Annotated in this window: 15 protein-coding genes and 2 pseudogenes; 5 read left to right on the top strand and 12 right to left on the bottom strand. The window is 49.0% G+C overall.

Going from position 1 to position 15,764, the window contains the following annotated elements; translation table 11 throughout:
- Positions 1–9 precede the first annotated feature (9 nt).
- The gene (locus GS632_RS07195; protein WP_171721508.1) at positions 10–315 is read right to left on the bottom strand and encodes a hypothetical protein; all 306 of its coding nucleotides are present in this window, start codon (positions 313–315) and stop codon (positions 10–12) included.
- 162 nt (positions 316–477) lie between these two features.
- A complete protein-coding gene (locus GS632_RS07200) occupies positions 478–738 on the bottom strand; it encodes a pyocin activator PrtN family protein (protein ID WP_171614455.1) in 261 nt (86 codons plus the stop codon).
- Between the two features lie 453 nt (positions 739–1,191).
- On the opposite strand from GS632_RS07200, the pseudogene GS632_RS07205 reads away from it, so the two are divergent.
- Positions 1,192–1,569, top strand: a pseudogene (locus GS632_RS07205) (transposase); the annotation flags it as partial.
- 12 nt (positions 1,570–1,581) lie between these two features.
- On the opposite strand, the pseudogene GS632_RS07210 reads toward GS632_RS07205, so the two are convergent.
- From GS632_RS07210 to GS632_RS07225, 4 genes and pseudogenes are all read right to left on the bottom strand, one after another.
- Positions 1,582–2,061 (bottom strand): annotated as a pseudogene (locus GS632_RS07210) (transposase); the annotation flags it as partial.
- A 227-nt stretch (positions 2,062–2,288) separates the two neighbouring features.
- Positions 2,289–3,392 (bottom strand): hypothetical protein, encoded by a 1,104-nt coding sequence (locus tag GS632_RS07215; protein WP_171721509.1) that lies wholly within the window; start codon positions 3,390–3,392, stop codon positions 2,289–2,291.
- A gap of 141 nt (positions 3,393–3,533) precedes the next feature.
- Complete coding sequence (locus GS632_RS07220; protein ID WP_171721510.1) at positions 3,534–3,980, bottom strand: hypothetical protein; 447 nt, start codon at positions 3,978–3,980, stop codon at positions 3,534–3,536.
- 9 nt (positions 3,981–3,989) lie between these two features.
- A complete protein-coding gene (locus GS632_RS07225; RefSeq protein WP_171721511.1) occupies positions 3,990–4,331 on the bottom strand; it encodes a hypothetical protein in 342 nt (113 codons plus the stop codon).
- A 177-nt stretch (positions 4,332–4,508) separates the two neighbouring features.
- Here GS632_RS07225 and GS632_RS07230 point away from each other — a divergent pair, with 177 nt between their 5' ends.
- Positions 4,509–5,171, top strand: coding sequence for a hypothetical protein (locus tag GS632_RS07230; RefSeq protein ID WP_171721512.1), 663 nt, complete (start codon positions 4,509–4,511; stop codon positions 5,169–5,171).
- 35 nt (positions 5,172–5,206) lie between these two features.
- On the opposite strand, the gene GS632_RS07235 is transcribed toward GS632_RS07230, so the two are convergent.
- Positions 5,207–5,392 (bottom strand): hypothetical protein, encoded by a 186-nt coding sequence (locus GS632_RS07235; protein ID WP_171721513.1) that lies wholly within the window; start codon positions 5,390–5,392, stop codon positions 5,207–5,209.
- Between the two features lie 115 nt (positions 5,393–5,507).
- Complete coding sequence (locus GS632_RS07240) at positions 5,508–6,092, bottom strand: recombinase family protein (RefSeq protein ID WP_171721514.1); 585 nt, start codon at positions 6,090–6,092, stop codon at positions 5,508–5,510.
- Positions 6,093–6,570: 478 nt separating this feature from the next.
- Here GS632_RS07240 and GS632_RS07245 point away from each other — a divergent pair, with 478 nt between their 5' ends.
- The 3 genes from GS632_RS07245 to GS632_RS07255 all read left to right on the top strand — a co-directional run bounded on the left by GS632_RS07245 (position 6,571) and on the right by GS632_RS07255 (position 10,118).
- Entirely contained in the window at positions 6,571–7,650 is a 1,080-nt protein-coding gene (locus GS632_RS07245) for a hypothetical protein (RefSeq protein ID WP_171728245.1), read from the top strand.
- Positions 7,651–7,666: 16 nt separating this feature from the next.
- Positions 7,667–8,782 carry a hypothetical protein gene (locus tag GS632_RS07250; protein ID WP_171721516.1) on the top strand — a complete coding sequence of 372 codons (1,116 nt, stop codon included), beginning with the start codon at positions 7,667–7,669 and terminating at the stop codon, positions 8,780–8,782.
- An 85-nt stretch (positions 8,783–8,867) separates the two neighbouring features.
- Entirely contained in the window at positions 8,868–10,118 is a 1,251-nt protein-coding gene (locus GS632_RS07255) for an LCCL domain-containing protein (RefSeq protein WP_171721517.1), read from the top strand.
- A gap of 163 nt (positions 10,119–10,281) precedes the next feature.
- Here the strand turns inward: GS632_RS07255 and GS632_RS07260 are convergent, their stop codons facing one another.
- The 4 genes from GS632_RS07260 to GS632_RS07275 all read right to left on the bottom strand — a co-directional run bounded on the left by GS632_RS07260 (position 10,282) and on the right by GS632_RS07275 (position 15,452).
- Positions 10,282–11,337 carry an AAA family ATPase gene (locus tag GS632_RS07260; protein ID WP_171721518.1) on the bottom strand — a complete coding sequence of 352 codons (1,056 nt, stop codon included), beginning with the start codon at positions 11,335–11,337 and terminating at the stop codon, positions 10,282–10,284.
- 187 nt (positions 11,338–11,524) lie between these two features.
- Entirely contained in the window at positions 11,525–13,114 is a 1,590-nt protein-coding gene (locus tag GS632_RS07265; protein ID WP_171721519.1) for a hypothetical protein, read from the bottom strand.
- A 352-nt stretch (positions 13,115–13,466) separates the two neighbouring features.
- Positions 13,467–13,607 (bottom strand): hypothetical protein, encoded by a 141-nt coding sequence (locus GS632_RS07270; RefSeq protein ID WP_171721520.1) that lies wholly within the window; start codon positions 13,605–13,607, stop codon positions 13,467–13,469.
- Positions 13,608–14,309: 702 nt separating this feature from the next.
- Positions 14,310–15,452 (bottom strand): Coenzyme F420 hydrogenase/dehydrogenase, beta subunit C-terminal domain, encoded by a 1,143-nt coding sequence (locus GS632_RS07275; protein ID WP_171721521.1) that lies wholly within the window; start codon positions 15,450–15,452, stop codon positions 14,310–14,312.
- Positions 15,453–15,764: the final 312 nt, after the last annotated feature.

The raw sequence follows: 15,764 nt of genomic DNA on the forward strand, positions 1-15,764 counted from the left end.
TCACTATAATCAAACCCAAACTTGATCTTTCAACCACTCAAGCTTTGTCAGCCCTTTCTGTTTTAGATAGTTTCCAAATTCCCTGTCATCTCCTCCGGTAACAGCGTGCGCTATTACGACAACCGCTGCTTGGCGATTGGTACTGTCGAACTTGTGGGTTTGGCCGATGTCGAATCCCATTCTGCCATGTGAGTGAACTAGCAAGTCTCTGGCAACAAACGACGAACTAGAATTCTGCCGAGCGATGCCCATCAATTGGTCAAATGCTGCCCAGAGATCACTACGACAAGGCCGCCCCAGATAGTCAACTTTCATTATTTCTCTCTTTCTGATCCATTTACCATGGGTGCTTTGTAAGTGTTGCGGGCCCAAAAAAACCAAACCTAGTACCGCCACGCCTGGTTGAAGGCAGCACAGCATCACGATTGAAGATCCAAACCAGCGTGTGCCAAACAGCCTGGATTTGGTCGCTGCGTTTTAAGCAACTTTTCTTCGCGCCTCAGTCCGAGCCTTTTTTGCCTGATCGTCCAGGAAATCCGCCAAGTCTTTTACGTGCACCATTCGCCCTGATTTTTGCGATGGGCCTAGTCGCGTGACGACCAGAGGAATTTCACCACTGTCTGTCTTGGTCTTCAACAAGTTCAGACTAAGCTCGGGAAAGAAGTCCTGACGAACAGCTTCTAGCGGAACCATGACCCGTGCGTCATACCTTCCCATCAACATGAATATCGTCTGCATGTGCGCTCCATTATTTGCTTTGTTTTCGGAACTTTAGGCGTTCATCCGTTCTGGACTTAGCCACCGCTCAACAACAGGTTCTACTCAAGAATCAGCACCAAACAACCCCTCTCGACAGTGCCCGACAGCCGATCTGCCAAAGGTTGTAGGATGGGGGGTGGAAGGAAAAATTGTACCCCTAGAACGGCTCAGAATACACGTGAGTGCATCCTTTTCGGAAAGCAGGTCAGGCGACGACCTAGAACTGCGCAAGTATGCTCAGTTTGCGTCCATTCGCGATATAGGCCCTAAAAACAAATTTTTCGATTCCGCTGAATACGACCCGCGCTACAACTTTCGAGAGTGACATTCTGGAAAATCCGAGACACTGACAGGCGAATCACTTGAGGATCCAACGCCCTTCACACTCCAATCTGACGGGTTTTGCAGCCTGAAAACTACCCGCAGGCTGAAGTGCAACTTGTCCGCCGCAAGTTCGTGGATGTCTTCGCCTCCCAGGGCAACGCCATTGCCGAGGAAGCGATCCGGCGGATCGCGGAACTATATGCCGCGGAGAAGGACGCACGGGGTAAATCCCCCGACGCACGTGTCGCGCTACGGCAGGCGCGCGCAAAGCCGATCTTCAATGAACTGGAAGACTGGCTGCACGCGCAGCTGCCCAAAATCTCCGGCAAATCGCCACTGGCCCAGGCCATCCGCTACGCCCTTGGTCGGATGCCAAAGGCGCGGGCATATCTTACGAATGGCCACCTGGAGTTGGATAACAACACAGCCGAGCGGGCCGTCAAACCTGTCGCCATCGGCCGGAAAAACTGGATGTTCGCAGGCTCCGAGGGCGGCAGCAAACCGGCGCCGCTTGGCAGCGATGGCCTTCATCTCTGCTCTGATCTCTGGGTTGTCAGGCGGGCGTTCGCGCCTGACCGTCTTGGGGTCGACACCGACAAGTCGGCAGGCTCGACGCTGCGAGATATTGTGATCCCGCATCACCCTGAGCGCTGCCTCTCGCCGCTCATTCGTTCGCCATTGTGCTTGAACCAATGGCGCATCAATGGCTCACCGTCAGTTCTTTCCCAGAAGATCCTTCAGAACAGCATTGTCCAACATCGTATCGGCCAGCAGGCGCTTGAGCCTGGAAATCTCGTCTTCCATCGCCTTCAGCTTCGCGACATCGGACACCTCCATGCCGCCATACTTCGACTTGTATTTGTAGAACGTGCCCTGGCTGAGGCCATGCTTGCGGCAAACCTCCGCTGTCGGCATTCCCGCTTCCTGTTCCTTGATCATCCCGATGATCTGCGCATCGGTGCAACGGCTCTTTCGCATTCGTTTGCTCCTTCGAAAGGTTGAGCAAACTCTACATCAGAACGAGGGAAGCTTCGGGGGGCAGGTCAGCGGGCGTAGCTTAAAGTGGCGTTCCGTCGGCAAGCTCGGTTCTTGACGTAGTACTGGCCAAACATCTCCCGCTTGATTGGTAAATTAGTTTCCGTTTGACCCTCGATTGATATGCATAAATTCTATCACACCACCTGGATTAGAATGCTTACCAAACCTCACTGCAATTCTAAATGAACTCCGCCAGAAGTACCTTGAGGACAACCTCCTGAAACACTGTTTGGTCCCCAAGTTCCTGAAAGGACTGCTCCCGGTCCACTACCTGACAATAGCAATTCTCCCGTTGCGATACAGAATGGATGGTTGCCGCTTGTAACCCATGTGTTTCCGGTGAAGGTTAACTCGGAACCTCTAAGCTCTCCTGAGAACCTATACGACTTCCATCCATTTGCGCCACTCAGTGAAATAGTTCCGCCCACGCAGCTACCAGATTGGAATACCTGCCACCGATATGGGATTTGGTATGTGCCAGCGGTTGCAATGCCAACCCATTCGCCGCCAATAAACGGCCCGCTCCAACCATTAAAACTCCTAAGAACCGAAATAAAATCGTCAACAACTGCCTGCTTTTCCCGGTTAGCCCGCGCCACCAGATAGTTTGCGTCATAAGCTATCCCAATAAGTTCATAGACGGCTTCACGTTCAAGATTTGGAGGAGGCCTGAATACCCACGTTCTACCAGCCTGAGTTCCTACTGTGTGAAGATAACCCGAAGAGGTATCGAACAATACATCGGGGTGTGGTGAAGACTGACTTAGGATTTGTTGATGAGTTAGATTGTAGGGGTGGGAGCGTGCAAGTCGATAAAGCTCGACTTGTTTTGTGAACGCGTCGTCCGTTACCTGTTGGGCAAAGCCTTCAAGCGCCAGTTGGGTAGGAAGGGAAGCAAGGTTGGCGATGCTTCGCGAACTCGACAGGGCGCTTCCGGCTGAACTGAGTGACAACAGCCCACTATTGGTATACTGAGCAACATCGAGCAGAGCACGTTGATAGTCGCCCGACTGCAAGTGCCCTAATATCGCTTCAGCTGCCAAAACCTCATCGAGCACTTTCCACCAAACAACACCGTTGTATGTTGATGCTTCGCTCAACGCGTGGTGGAATACTTCGTCCACCCCTCCTCCAACACGGTTCACCTTTTCAAGATATTGAACGACCCGCTCCCGACCGACTGTAAACTGATCTGTCGCGCAATTGGCGTGGATCGCACTTGGAATGCATAGAACTGTGGCGGCGGCAATTATGACGAACCTTAAATTCATTGACTGGCCTCCAACTTACTACCTGCCCACAATTCAGAAAAAAATAGAGCAAAATTTCCGATACTTGGCTGCAAGTATTGCAATTCGGCACAGCCAACATTGACAGGTTGGGCCCGAGGGTTCGGGCCCTGGTCACTGTGTTCAAGCGCTTTCAGAAATAGCTCTTTCCGCAGCTAGGACGTTTGAGTAAAGCTTCCCGTCTACTGAAACCCCGTCTTCCTCTTTGATTATCTCCTTGCCCTTGTAGCTCTTTATTCGGTCCCCTACCAAAACCGGACCTGAGCTTCTCTTGGGCTGAGGAGAGCTCAGCACTTCTGATTTTTGGGGCGCAGTCATGTCCTGGCCACCAACATACGAAATGGCTTCGGATTTCTTGAGTGCTTCCAAGCGCGCAACTGACTTTCTGATGTCATCAACCATCATAAACGGAGCAATAAAGAATATTGAGAAAAGAAAGGCTGTAACCAGCGCAACAATCACCCCAGGCAGTCCATTAGCGTAACCTCCTGCGACTGCGGCTCCAATAAAAAACACCCACAAAGCAATTTCGATAATCGCTGAATAGGAAGAAACTAAAAACCGTCCCATTTGATCCTCTTATTTGTAACGTATTGCGTCTTCTCTGATTTTCACTAAGTCGACCGACCCTCCTAACTGGTTATAAAAAAATGCAAAAATGTAACCCGCCCCGAATCCGATACATAAAGCCATAGGGGCCATTACCGCCATCGAATACGCCAACGCTCGCCCTAACAAAAGATTTTCAAAGAAAGTGCCAGCGCCGCCAGACGCTCTATCTATTGAGTTACCAATATCCAGGATGCTGCCCACAACTACTCGCGCCAGCACCAAACCGACGAATGTTGAAACTGTACTGCAAAATGCGAAAACTTTCGCGCAAAGAAGCGCATCAACTCGCTCAACAACGAAGTACTTCAACCTTCCAACCCGCAAAACCGTCACAACTGTCTTCGTGGTCTATCTTTACACCAAACTTCTTGTTGCTCAACTTCTTCGAAATCGCTGGCGAGTTATTGGCCCAACAAAACCTAGTGAAAGTTGCACTTTCGTTGATAATTTGCAACGGTGGATGACTGTAACGAGGAGTTTGTTTAAGTGAAAAATGTTGGCTTGATTTCTACAATTCTGTTCCTTTCAACATTCGGTGGAACGGCTTCATCTGAGACATTAGGAGCGGATTGCGTCAAGATTGAAAGTGACATCGCCCGTCTTGAGTGTTTTGACAGCGCGTTCGGGGGAATGAAATTATCCCCTCAAAGCCCGGAACAATCTTTCTCCAAGTTCGAAAGTCTAATAAACTTCTCAGGGCCAAACGAAAGAGTCTGGGTAACGCTTCACAACTGCGGTCTTCGAGCCAATCGCGTTACGAAGCCAGACTGGGTAACGAATAATCCAGGTGGCATTTCCTACAATGCAGCAGCATTCTACGTAGATTTGAGGAATGTTGACGTTGAAAAAAGTCGTCCAGCGCTTAGACAACCCCAAAACATATATTTGGTAACGAAAAGAGATGGCTACGTTAGTATTTTCCCGAGCAGTATGAACTTTAATATTGATAGCGCCGAAAGCAATATTACACCATTGGCACAGTTCGAAGATGTGGAAAGCCATTTTGAAACCGTAAGCCAACAGACTTTCGCACACGAATGGAGCGGTGCCCGCGAGATGTACTTCCCTCTCATTCCCCAGTCGTACTACCCCGATGGGGCAGAGATACAAAACGCGTTAGTAGAACTCGCGTCCAGTTGTCAGCAATAGTAGATTACCAAAAGAAATCCCCGCGAATAGCGGGGTCAAACAACGACATCAGAACAAATACCGTCAATCACCTGATGGAGATCACGGGTTACATGGGGGTTCTCGGCAACTCTGCCGTTGAGAACGAAAGTGCCAGCATTGAAGAGACGCCAAGCGGTCTTATCGCCCCAATCATGCTCGGGGTTTTCCCACTGCTGCCAGACGTTCGCAATGTATCCCATTGCTGTCTCCAAAAATTCATAGGTTCGCTAACCTTGATTTCTTAAGTTGCTGCGAGACTGAAAATATCAAGCAACTTAACCCAACGGATTCAATTTGTGTTAAGCTCAAAAAATACTACGGCGCCAACATGCCTGCTTGTGTCTGAAAGCCTAGTTCCCTAGCAATCGAATACACTGTAGACCGGGAGATGCCCATCTCCCTTGCGATTTGCGCTACTGGAAGTTTTAGTTCTAATCGGCGCAGAACGTCATCCCGGTTCACTGACGGCTTTCTTCCCTTGTATTTTCCGGCAGCTTTCGCCTTGGTGATGCCTTCCCTCTGCCTTTTCCGGATGATCGACCTTTCGAATTGTGCGAACGCCGCCAACAGGTGCATTTGTAAAGTGGCTGCCGCATCATCTTCATCTGGATTGCCTGAGAACTTGAGATTTTCACTGATGAAGTGAATACTTGATCCGGATTTGCTAATAGTTTGAACGATTTCCAGAAGGTCAGACATAGAACGTGCCAGGCGGTCGATGGACCAAACGTGGACTTCATCACCGACCCACAAGAAATCCAACATCTTGGCCAGTTCAGGGCGCTTCAAAGAACCGCCAGACACTTTCTCTTCAAAAACACGATCACAATAGCTCAAGTCTTGGCGTTCAAACTTCTGTTCGTTGGAGCTCACGCGTCGATACCCGATCTTTCTGGTCATTGTCTTACCTTTGTTCAATTTGCCTCTAGAACTTACTCGGAATGTGTTAAGTTGGAGTGAAAGCCACCCTAATTGAACACTCCTCCATAAATTTTTCGACCGCATCGACTGTTGTCTTAGGGTCCACTCAATTCACACAACCCTCATGGCCTGCGCCCATGATTTTCGATGCCTGAACTGGCTCCCATTTTGACCGCGCACCTTGTTCATCGCTAAATGTGCGCTCCTTAAATCAACCTTTTCTTGAGCGGACTACTTACACTTAATGGCCTGATTTCTCCCACCATCGATTGGGTAGCAAAGTTTGGGCACCCTGACGGTGTTCATACGGTCTTCTGCTTTCTGACTACCACTACGTAGCCATGACCTCACTACACAGATTAGTTGACGCCTGATGGGGTGAAACTTGACTTGATAGATACTCTTCGGCCCTAATCCTATTCGACGCACAACACGACCACCGCTTGCTTTCTGGTGTTTGTATTCTGTTGTTGAAGCTACTTGTGAAGCCCATTTTGGGTTACGTTTTTCTTTGGAGGAACAAGTGTATTATAGCTGTTTGCTGATTGCAGGTTTTACTATTGTGCTAAGTTTGGGTTCCAAGCAGGTCAACGCTCAGACTGTAGAAGACTGCGCCGCGTTAGCGGACAAAGAGATTAGACAAGAGTGTTTTGAAGCCGCATTCAAAAACAAGCCTGCGCAAGAAGGTCTGAGCGATCAAGAAAAAGTGGAGCAGGCTTGGGCAGATATCCAATCGCTGTCAGAAATATTAGAAACTTCTCATCAATACAAAACACTCCGCGCAGATTACGTCAGCATCTGCCAATTGGCTATCGACAGCCAGAGTGTGAACGTTTTTGAGGCTAAGAGGTTTGACGATAGGTATACCGTGGACTTGTCACAGCTCTATTCCGCAGAAATGCACTCTTTGCTTCGCTTCAATGATACCGTCTTGATCGTCACGGAGAGGTCCCATCCAATTTGGCTAGATCAACAAGTTTACACTAAAGATGGATCCACATTTATTCAAAAGAACAATGCGGAAATGCGGGAAGTGATTTTGACACCGGGCAACGACGCGGACATAGGAGAACTGGTAGAAATCTTACAACGCAGTATCTCGCGCTGCAAAAATTTTGATCAAGACACTCTAAACCAGGGCTATCAAACAAATGGCAAAGCAAACTCGGCTTCCAGCCCACTATTAGGTTTTTTTCAGTTAAAGGACCAAGTCAGCGAGTTAGAAGCGGTCAATGGTGTGAGATATTGTACCGACACACTTTTCACTTTGGAAATCAGACCAGACGGAACCACTTTTGACAGTGAGCCAGTGAAGGATGAATGTAGTTTTTCAATGAATATCCCCAACGGAGCTTTGCTTCACGAGACTCAAAGTGACTGCTTGGCAACACGCGATGGAAATCAAGAAGAGTATAGTTCTGTTATGCGATATGAATGGACAGATGGTGGCCTCATAACGATGAACATTGGGTTCGCAGAACAATGGCGAGTTGATCTATCTAAATTGGAATGGGTTCGCTGCAACATGAATAAATGAGCGAGCAATTGATGATGTGTCTCCTATTCGACGCACAACGCGACCACCGCTTTCTTTCTGGTGTTTGTATGCTGTTGTTGAAGCTACTTGTGAAGCGCATTTTGGGTTACGTTTTTATTTAGAGGGACAAGTGTATATTAATTGGGTTCTGATAGCAGGTTTTACTATTGCACTAGGTTTGGGTTCCAAGCAGGCCAACTCTCAAACTGTAGAGGACTGCGCCGCGATAGCAGATAAGGAGATTAGACAAGAGTGTTTTGAAGCTGCATTCAAGAACAAGCCTGCGCAAGAAGGTCCGAGCGATCAAGAAAAAGTGGAGCAAGCTTGGGCAGATATGAAAGCATTGGCTGACATACTGAATACTTATCAACAGAATCCACTTCTACAAATTAATCCAATCAGCATATGCAAATTTGTTGTCGATATCAGTTTTGTGAACGAGACTGCGGGCAAGAGATTTGACACCGAATATACTATTGACATGTCTCAACTGTATGCCGCTGAGACAAACTCAAAAATACGCTTCAACGATACTGTGTTGATCACGGCAGAACGGTCTAACCCAATTTCAAGAGAACAAAATGTCTTCTCATCCGATGGAAGCACCTTTCTGGAAAGTAATAGTTCTAGAATTAGGGAAGCGGCCTTGACGCCTCGTGATCCAGTAGATCAAAAAGAGCTATTGGAGACACTACAGCGCAGTATTTCGCGTTGCAAAAGCTTTGATCAAGGAACTCTTAGTCAAGGTGAGCAGATAAAAGGTAAGGCTGCAACAACCTCAAACCCATTGCTGGGATTCTTCCAGATTGAAGCCTCTGTCGGCGAACTTGGTGTCTATGACGGCGGACGGAAATGCTTGGATTGGGCATTGATACAGGAAATAAGGCCGGACGGATCTACCAGCACGTCTTCATTAAATACCGTTCAATGTACATTTGCGGTTCCGATACCAGAAGGCGCTCTTGCACATCAAACTGATATGACTTGTCATGCCAAATATACAGACGGGACCAAGCGTTCAACACAATGGGTTCAACGCCTAGAATGGCAAGGAAATAAAATGGTTTCTAGCAACATTGACATCCCGGAAAGTCGTCTTGTGCACGTGAAATGTATACAAGATGGAAGCTAGTAAGGTCCCCAGTTTTTTGCCCTTGGACAAGATCGGCCACAAATACGGCTTTTCGATTAAGTGCTCGCCTGGAAGTGTGTTTAAGTTGTCTGTTATTCTTATCAGCTTTTACAGTGTTGTAAGCGCTGACCATCAATCAAATGCGCTTCATTCCGGCATGTATGGCGATTGTTGGCGATATAGATATCCTTGGAGAATTACAATTTGCGAATGCTCTGGTAACACCGATGGACAGTTGTACGGCGACCGCATCTATAAACAAGGATCAAACCCCTGCACCGCTGCCGCTCATTCCGGGTTACTGGACTCGGGGGGTAGTGGCACTATTGCTATTGAACCTCACACTGGCCTGCAAGAGTACCGGTCAAGCGAAAGAAACGGCATCAGGAGCAGCGAAGCTACTGGCGGACCTGCATACGAGATTCGCCCCGTCACAACCGAAGAAGATGTCGAAAGAGAAAGGCAAAGAAGTGCAGCGGAAGTAGTGGGTTCAGCCAGTATCCCAGAACTAGTTGGATTGTGGAAAGAAGGAGACGACAAGTACTACTTCACTGGTTCAAAGCTGATCAATTTGCAAGAACTTCGTGGAATTCAAGCATTCAGACACCCTCGCGCAAACTCGACTACATGGAGAGTTTTTGAACCTGGTACAGTGGTAATGCGCGTATCAAGTGGCACGGCAGATCACTTTGTCGGCTATTGGCTCTTCGAGGATCGTTTTTGGGGAAGAGTTGAAGGTAAGATGGTAATTCCTTCGCGCTTCATCCACATTAATGAGTTTAGTGCAGATGGTCGATTCAGAAGACGCGCGGCAAGCCTTCATCGTGACGACAGCTTGTCTGTTGAGGAAGCTCTAAGGCAATACGCAGAGGCCTTTGCCAATTCGGGTATTTCCCCGACAGAAACACCTCATTCTTCGGATGAGTTGGCCGAGCCGCAGTTTCCCACACAAAGTGTTTCCGAGCTCTTTTTCTCTGCCCTAGACAGTAACCTAGCAACACTTACTTCTTGGTTCTTGAGTTTATCCAACAGCCCATTGCAAATTGGACCTGCGGCCGACGCTTTGATTGTTGCGAATGAATTTGCGGAGGCGGCGGAGGATTTCGCAAATGGAGTGCAGCACATAGATGAACTTCTAAACGAAGGGTTAGACACTTTGTATGGTGGACCCAAGGTTCTTGACCAAAACGAATTTAATTATTTGGAACTCTATGTGTGGGACCATTTGGCACCAGAAATTGGAGCGAACCCGTGGGGTGGTCTTGGCCTCAACGCGCGTCAGGTTCGACAAGTGATGATCGAAAATCTCGATGCTCGCGGCCTTAAAGGTTGGTGAAAATTATTTAGCAGCTTTTATACCAGAGTAGATTTTTGCGTTGTTCATTAGAGATGCCTTATCATACGTAATCATCTTTTGCTCATGCTCCACTAAACTGTTTGAGCCCGAGCACCAAAGTGCGAATTCTGGACACCGAATGCCATAACGTCGCGCTGAGTTGCTAATGTTTCAGCGGCAGTGTTTCAAACCTTTGTACTTCCTCAAGAAGCTTCACAACAAATCGAACGCTGACGGCTTTATTTCCGAAGGGCTTCTTGATCGCTTGCGAAATCTGATCCACGCAGTCTTCAGGCAAAGAACGTCTGACAACTTCATTTTCAATGAATGCTAACAATTCAGCTTCACTCGGTGGGTCAACGTAAATTGTACGAACGCGGGACCGGAGCAATGCAGGAAGAACGCTGGCGTCATTGGCAGTCATTAACCAGTTGATCCGACCCATATCGAGTCCAGTTTGAAAATATGGGCAGTGCCAATCAACAGCCGATACAGGTTCCAACAGGCCAAGCAAAGCAGAGTGCATAGAGGTGCTATGACCACTCGTGCCAAAAGCGGTTCCGGCTTTATCGACCTCGTCGATGACGACCACTGGGTTCGCCACCTGTGCGGAGAGCATGGTTTTCAGAGGCCGTCCACATTCGGCACCACCCCAGCCTCGGCTCAATCCAGCAACAGGAAACCCTTCTGAACTTGCGCCTCCATCAATGTGAACAACCGGCAAATTAGAAAGTTCTGCAACCCGACGAACAAGGTGAGTTTTCCCCAATCCAGCTCCGCCAATCAATAGCGTCGGCCTCAATCTCAAACCCGGCCCATGCTCAATGACATTGTGGCGCATGTCCAACCAGATTTCATGGATAACCCGCTGCATCCAAGGCAACTCGTCATACAGCATTGCTGCGATTTCATCGACTTGATGTTCAGTTGACGGGCCACCTACCGCAACGCCATTCATTACAGGCCGCAACATCTTTCTGTCAGCTCGGGACAGATGCCGACCTTGAGAATACTTGCCACGGGCTTCGATAATTTTCTTTGCGCGGCGGCGGATCGTGTCAGTGTCCTGCCAGGTCACTCGCTTAGGTTCTTCGGTTTTACCTTCTTTGCAGCTTGAGTACCGGAGTTCTTCCAAGTGGTTCCTCAAACGTCTTTCAATGTCATCATCTTCGGTTTCGAACAGCTTTAGATCGGTAAGCAACGGAACAATTCTTGGCATGTGAACACCTTCACGCGACTGTCGCAGGTGATGAAATCCAAGGAGGTTTGTTTGGAAACTCTAAGCCTGCATTCAATAGATATCGACCAGCAAAACTGCTGGTCATATCAGATGAATGAGGATCCGGTTTCTGTTCATTGGTGTAACATATTGTAATATTGATAGAAGTACAATGGGCAGCCTGATTTTAGTTGGTAAAAGTACCTGAAGATGGCCTGCTGGTTTTGCCGGAAATTCTGTTCATCGAATTTTTGAGCCAATCTAAAACTCCGCTCATTTTGGAAGCCCAACGTCTTAGAGTCCTCGCAAATCTTTTCTGGCCAAATCTTCCTCGTTGAACCCTCTTTTGGCATCGGGATCTTTGCTCACGCTCCTTTTGAATTTTCCGGAGCGTCTTCAGAACATTTGGTGAGGCGATTACCGTGTAACTCTGAACATCAGCATCACGGAACAATCGCATGATGTCATCGGCAATTGGAGAGAGGAATTCATTTAAATCGAACGGTTTTCCAGTGTTCACCTCCCAGGCAAGTCGAACGATCCGATTAACTTCAAACAGACTACCCTGAACGCCCTTCCCCGAACCTGGATCGAAGGATAGTTCACAGAAGTCCTGGACGTACCCAAAAGCCATCAGGCGGCCATCTGGCGACGCGACAGGACGACCGCAGCCACAGTAGATATTATTCGCATTGCCCCCTTTCTTTGGCTTCTGCGTGTCTTGCCTCCTGCCCCCCTTGCGATCCAACTGTTCAATGGCCCCTGGTTTGCGCCTACCAACTTTTTCCACCAGACAGACGGAAAGACGGCCGGTGTTTTCACATTGGGAGAATTTCGCGCGTCGCCCCTGCGCCTTTAGTTCCTGCACTGTGTCCTTAAGCGAACCCTCCGTTCTTGTAAGACGCCGCCCCTTGGAGACAGCCAAATAAGCTTCAAACACCTTTTTATTTTCAGACGTGGCAATCTCATATGCTGTCGTGCTTGGCTTGGTTCCATATCGGATGGATCGGGCGACATCCTGATGAGCAATGCGCTTCAGATGAACGCCGGCCTTACTTTGCAACCAAGGAGAATTTTCCTTGATGAATGCCAATGCTCTTTGACGATGAACATCACCAAGATCGAAGGTCAGGAAAATATGAAAATGCAGATAGAAAGTTTCCGTATCAGGCTGAAATGGCGCTTCTAACTGAGCATACACAAAGTCACCCAGGCCGGATTTTCTGAGTGCAGTTTTGAGCGTGTTCATGCGTTTGAATGCCAATTCCACGCCGGCGCTATAGGCATCAATAGGAATTCTTTCTTCGAGCGCTGGAAAGGTCAGCGCTGCCAACTGCGCCCTGCCCTGCACTTTGGTTTCATAATGGTATTGGAGATTGGCCGCTGTTTGTGTTGTATCCACCATGGCAACCGAAGGCAGCCGCTTGTCGTGTTTGAATGCTGGGTAACATATTGCCAGGTATTCGTTGTCTGGTAGACCTAGTAGGAATTGTGCCGCTTTCTTCTTACCAGGTCTGTATAAGTCGTGACCTACTTCAGCCGCCATCTCGGCAATAACAGCAGACATTTTCCGATACCTTTCGGAGCCTAAACCAAGGCGAAAACCGCCGTGATATTCAACTTTTCTTCCCACCTGGCGCAGCGTCTTTGGCGGGAGCACTTCATGCCCATAAATGTGTTTAGCTTGCCCACTATTCTGCTTGAGTTTTTGGTGATCGCGCCTTCGTTGGGCACATCTTCTTTGTGCGCGGAATTTTCCCGCGTTGTTCTTTTTCACAACTTTTTCCTTCGATCACGGACCAAAGGACGGCTGTTGTTTCCAGCTAAATTGACTCCGTGCCTCTGATCACAATTTCTCGCGAACGGGGCTTTGTCACTCCGACTTCAGGGATGTGGCCACGGCCTGTACTCGCCAGTAAGCAAATGGCACGAATGCGGTTTAAAACTTTTAAAAGGATTAGCTGCGTTTAGATCACTTAAAGGATCGCATTCTGTACTCGGGCTTCAGAACGGACGAGTTGAGAGCGTTGCCAAAAACCAAAATCTGGGGGCTCTCTGCATTACTTCATACAAAAGAAAACAATTTCCCCCAGCAGGTAAGAAATTTCCACAAAGGCTATTTAGTCGGTTTAGCCTTCCTTTTTGAATCTTCCGGCCATCCTCTCGGCTTCCAAACCGACCCGCACAAGTTCTCGGATTGCTGCGGAACGCCCATAGATCCCATTTTGGTGGGTGTATTCCTTGATGTCTGACAACTCCTCGTCCGTCATCAGTATCTGCAATCTTTGAGGGGGGCGTTCACCGAGTTTTTTCATATAGCCAAATTAACATTATACACACAGTGCGTCAAATACTTGACAGGTCATCATACACACCATACACACTATACACATAAAATCAGAATTTTGCCTTGACCACATCTGGGAGACAACAACCATGGTCCATTTTTTTCAGCTTCAGTTTCATCGCGCACATGAAATCTGCGTGGTTTTTCATGTCTGTTATGTTTGCTATGAGTTTGCGCACAAAGCGCATGTGATCTAACGTCCAGATCGGCGATATTGTCGCCAAGATACTTGAACCGGTATGCCAAAAGTATGCCAAAAACCAAACGCGATACGGAACATCCAATAAAATAAGCCTACTTTGGCTTAGTAGGTCCAATCCATCATCGGCGCAACGCTTAAACGCGCTGCTTTTTGTGCGTTGTTTTTCAAAGCGCCAGCTCCACAGCTCTAAACTCCATTGCGTGCGATATCCCCGGTTTTAGCCGTATCTCCTCGGGTTTTCCAAAGATCACGATTCGAGCGTTCTTGGGGTGTAACACATCGCGACGGCGCGAACAGCAGGCCGAAGGCACTGTGCGAGAAGCCAACGTCTCGTGACTGTCGTGGTCATACCAGACGTGACCGTCTCAAACCGGTTTGCAGTGCCTATGATCACAAAAGGCCAGCAGAGAAAAACGTATATTTTTAAACATTTACCCTCGAAGCGCGCTCGAATGCCCCTTGTTCCTGAGCGGTGTTTTCCTCTCTGGTGTTTTGATCAGAAAGCTCTTCCAGGCGCAAACCGAAGGTCGCCGGCGTTAGTTGACCAGCCCGGTTCAGCCCTTTGAATCGGGCATGCATAAACCGCTTTTTAGATACCTGATGCGGCTGCGTGTTACTCATGTAGTCAACATCAACCTGTCCTCCGGGGGCCAGAAATCCGTCCGCAAGTGCTGCTTGTAAAAGCGCTTCGCCACGCTGCGTGCGGGTAATCACTGAATTGGTACCAGGATCCGTTACTGACCCTTCTCGGTCCGGCGTGGCATTGGGCCAGGTGTCAGCGGCCGCAATATCTGCGGCCTCGCCAATACCATCGGGACAAACCTTGCAGCGAAAAGGCAATGACCATTTGCTTTCGTCTTCGCCCCAAAAATCAAGATAATGAAAATCGCGACGTCGACCGTCATTTGTAGTGATTGTCGTTGGGCCCGGACACCCACGACCTCGGTACCGCAAAGCGTTGATGTCCTGCTTGGGGATGTCGTTGTCCAACAAAAAGCGGTTCATGGCCTGATCGGGCATAAAGCCGCCGCAGACCGGGGCCAGCATATACTTGATCAAGCGATTCACACGCGCATCCTTGTGCGCAAGATTGCGTATAGCGTTCAGATCACACGGCTTTGCAACAACGGCAAAGGGTTCGTTCCGGTCCAAAGCCGCAACCAGTCCAATCAGCGGTGCCGTCGGACCATAGCGAGACCCTGCCCCGCTCAAAACCTCTTCCATCGTTGTCGAAAACGTGGCCTCGCCAAAAGTCGGCTCTTGTTCCGAGGCTTTCACATGCAAGATGAACGAGACCCGCCCTGAGTGTAGCAGGTATTGCGCCAGCGCGGTTAAGACACCTGCGGTAGAGCCCTCGTACCGCGTGTTGGCATCAGCCGCCCAAGCCAGAGACAGGCTGTGGTAAGGTCCCCAGACCAGGTCATCAAAGGGGGCGGCATTCGCTTCTTCGGATGGGATCGCCTCGCAACGCGTACCAGGGCAAACGTCGTAGACAAGGTCAACATCCGCCCGTGTCAGCTCGCCTCGAAGCTGCGGGCGCAGTTCTCCGTCCTGCGCCTTTGCCATATGCAGTTTTGCTGACCCAAGCACAGATTGGCAAAGACCGCAGCCAATGCACAATCCGTCCTTCAAAATCTTTGAAAAGCGTGTGTTGGGGTCCATGTTCTTCACTCAAAATCACCCCGGGCTATAACGGCACCGTTCCGGCAGTTGGGTTTACATTGGACGATTGGGCCCCAAAAAGCCTTCAAGGCAGGTACAGCCATCACCAACCCTCTCCCCAACTGCCCGAAATCAACCCCATTTGCTCAAGCTTCAAGATCACCTGATGAGCGCAGTTGTCGACTTCGACATTTTCGGTTTCGACGCTCAGTTCAG

The organism is Ruegeria sp. HKCCD7296 (assembly GCF_013110775.1).
Lineage (GTDB): Bacteria > Pseudomonadota > Alphaproteobacteria > Rhodobacterales > Rhodobacteraceae > Ruegeria.

What these genes read in the sequence shown, in the direction of transcription:
- GS632_RS07195 (WP_171721508.1), bottom strand. Translation starts at nt 315, where the DNA reads ATGAAAGTTGACTATCTGGGGCGGCCTTGTCGTAGTGATCTCTGGGCA.
- GS632_RS07200 (WP_171614455.1), bottom strand. Translation starts at nt 738, where the DNA reads ATGCAGACGATATTCATGTTGATGGGAAGGTATGACGCACGGGTCATG.
- GS632_RS07215 (WP_171721509.1), bottom strand. Translation starts at nt 3,392, where the DNA reads ATGAATTTAAGGTTCGTCATAATTGCCGCCGCCACAGTTCTATGCATT.
- GS632_RS07220 (WP_171721510.1), bottom strand. Translation starts at nt 3,980, where the DNA reads ATGGGACGGTTTTTAGTTTCTTCCTATTCAGCGATTATCGAAATTGCT.
- GS632_RS07235 (WP_171721513.1), bottom strand. Translation starts at nt 5,392, where the DNA reads ATGGGATACATTGCGAACGTCTGGCAGCAGTGGGAAAACCCCGAGCAT.
- GS632_RS07240 (WP_171721514.1), bottom strand. Translation starts at nt 6,092, where the DNA reads ATGACCAGAAAGATCGGGTATCGACGCGTGAGCTCCAACGAACAGAAG.
- GS632_RS07260 (WP_171721518.1), bottom strand. Translation starts at nt 11,337, where the DNA reads ATGCCAAGAATTGTTCCGTTGCTTACCGATCTAAAGCTGTTCGAAACC.
- GS632_RS07270 (WP_171721520.1), bottom strand. Translation starts at nt 13,607, where the DNA reads ATGACGGACGAGGAGTTGTCAGACATCAAGGAATACACCCACCAAAAT.
- GS632_RS07275 (WP_171721521.1), bottom strand. Translation starts at nt 15,452, where the DNA reads ATGGCAAAGGCGCAGGACGGAGAACTGCGCCCGCAGCTTCGAGGCGAG.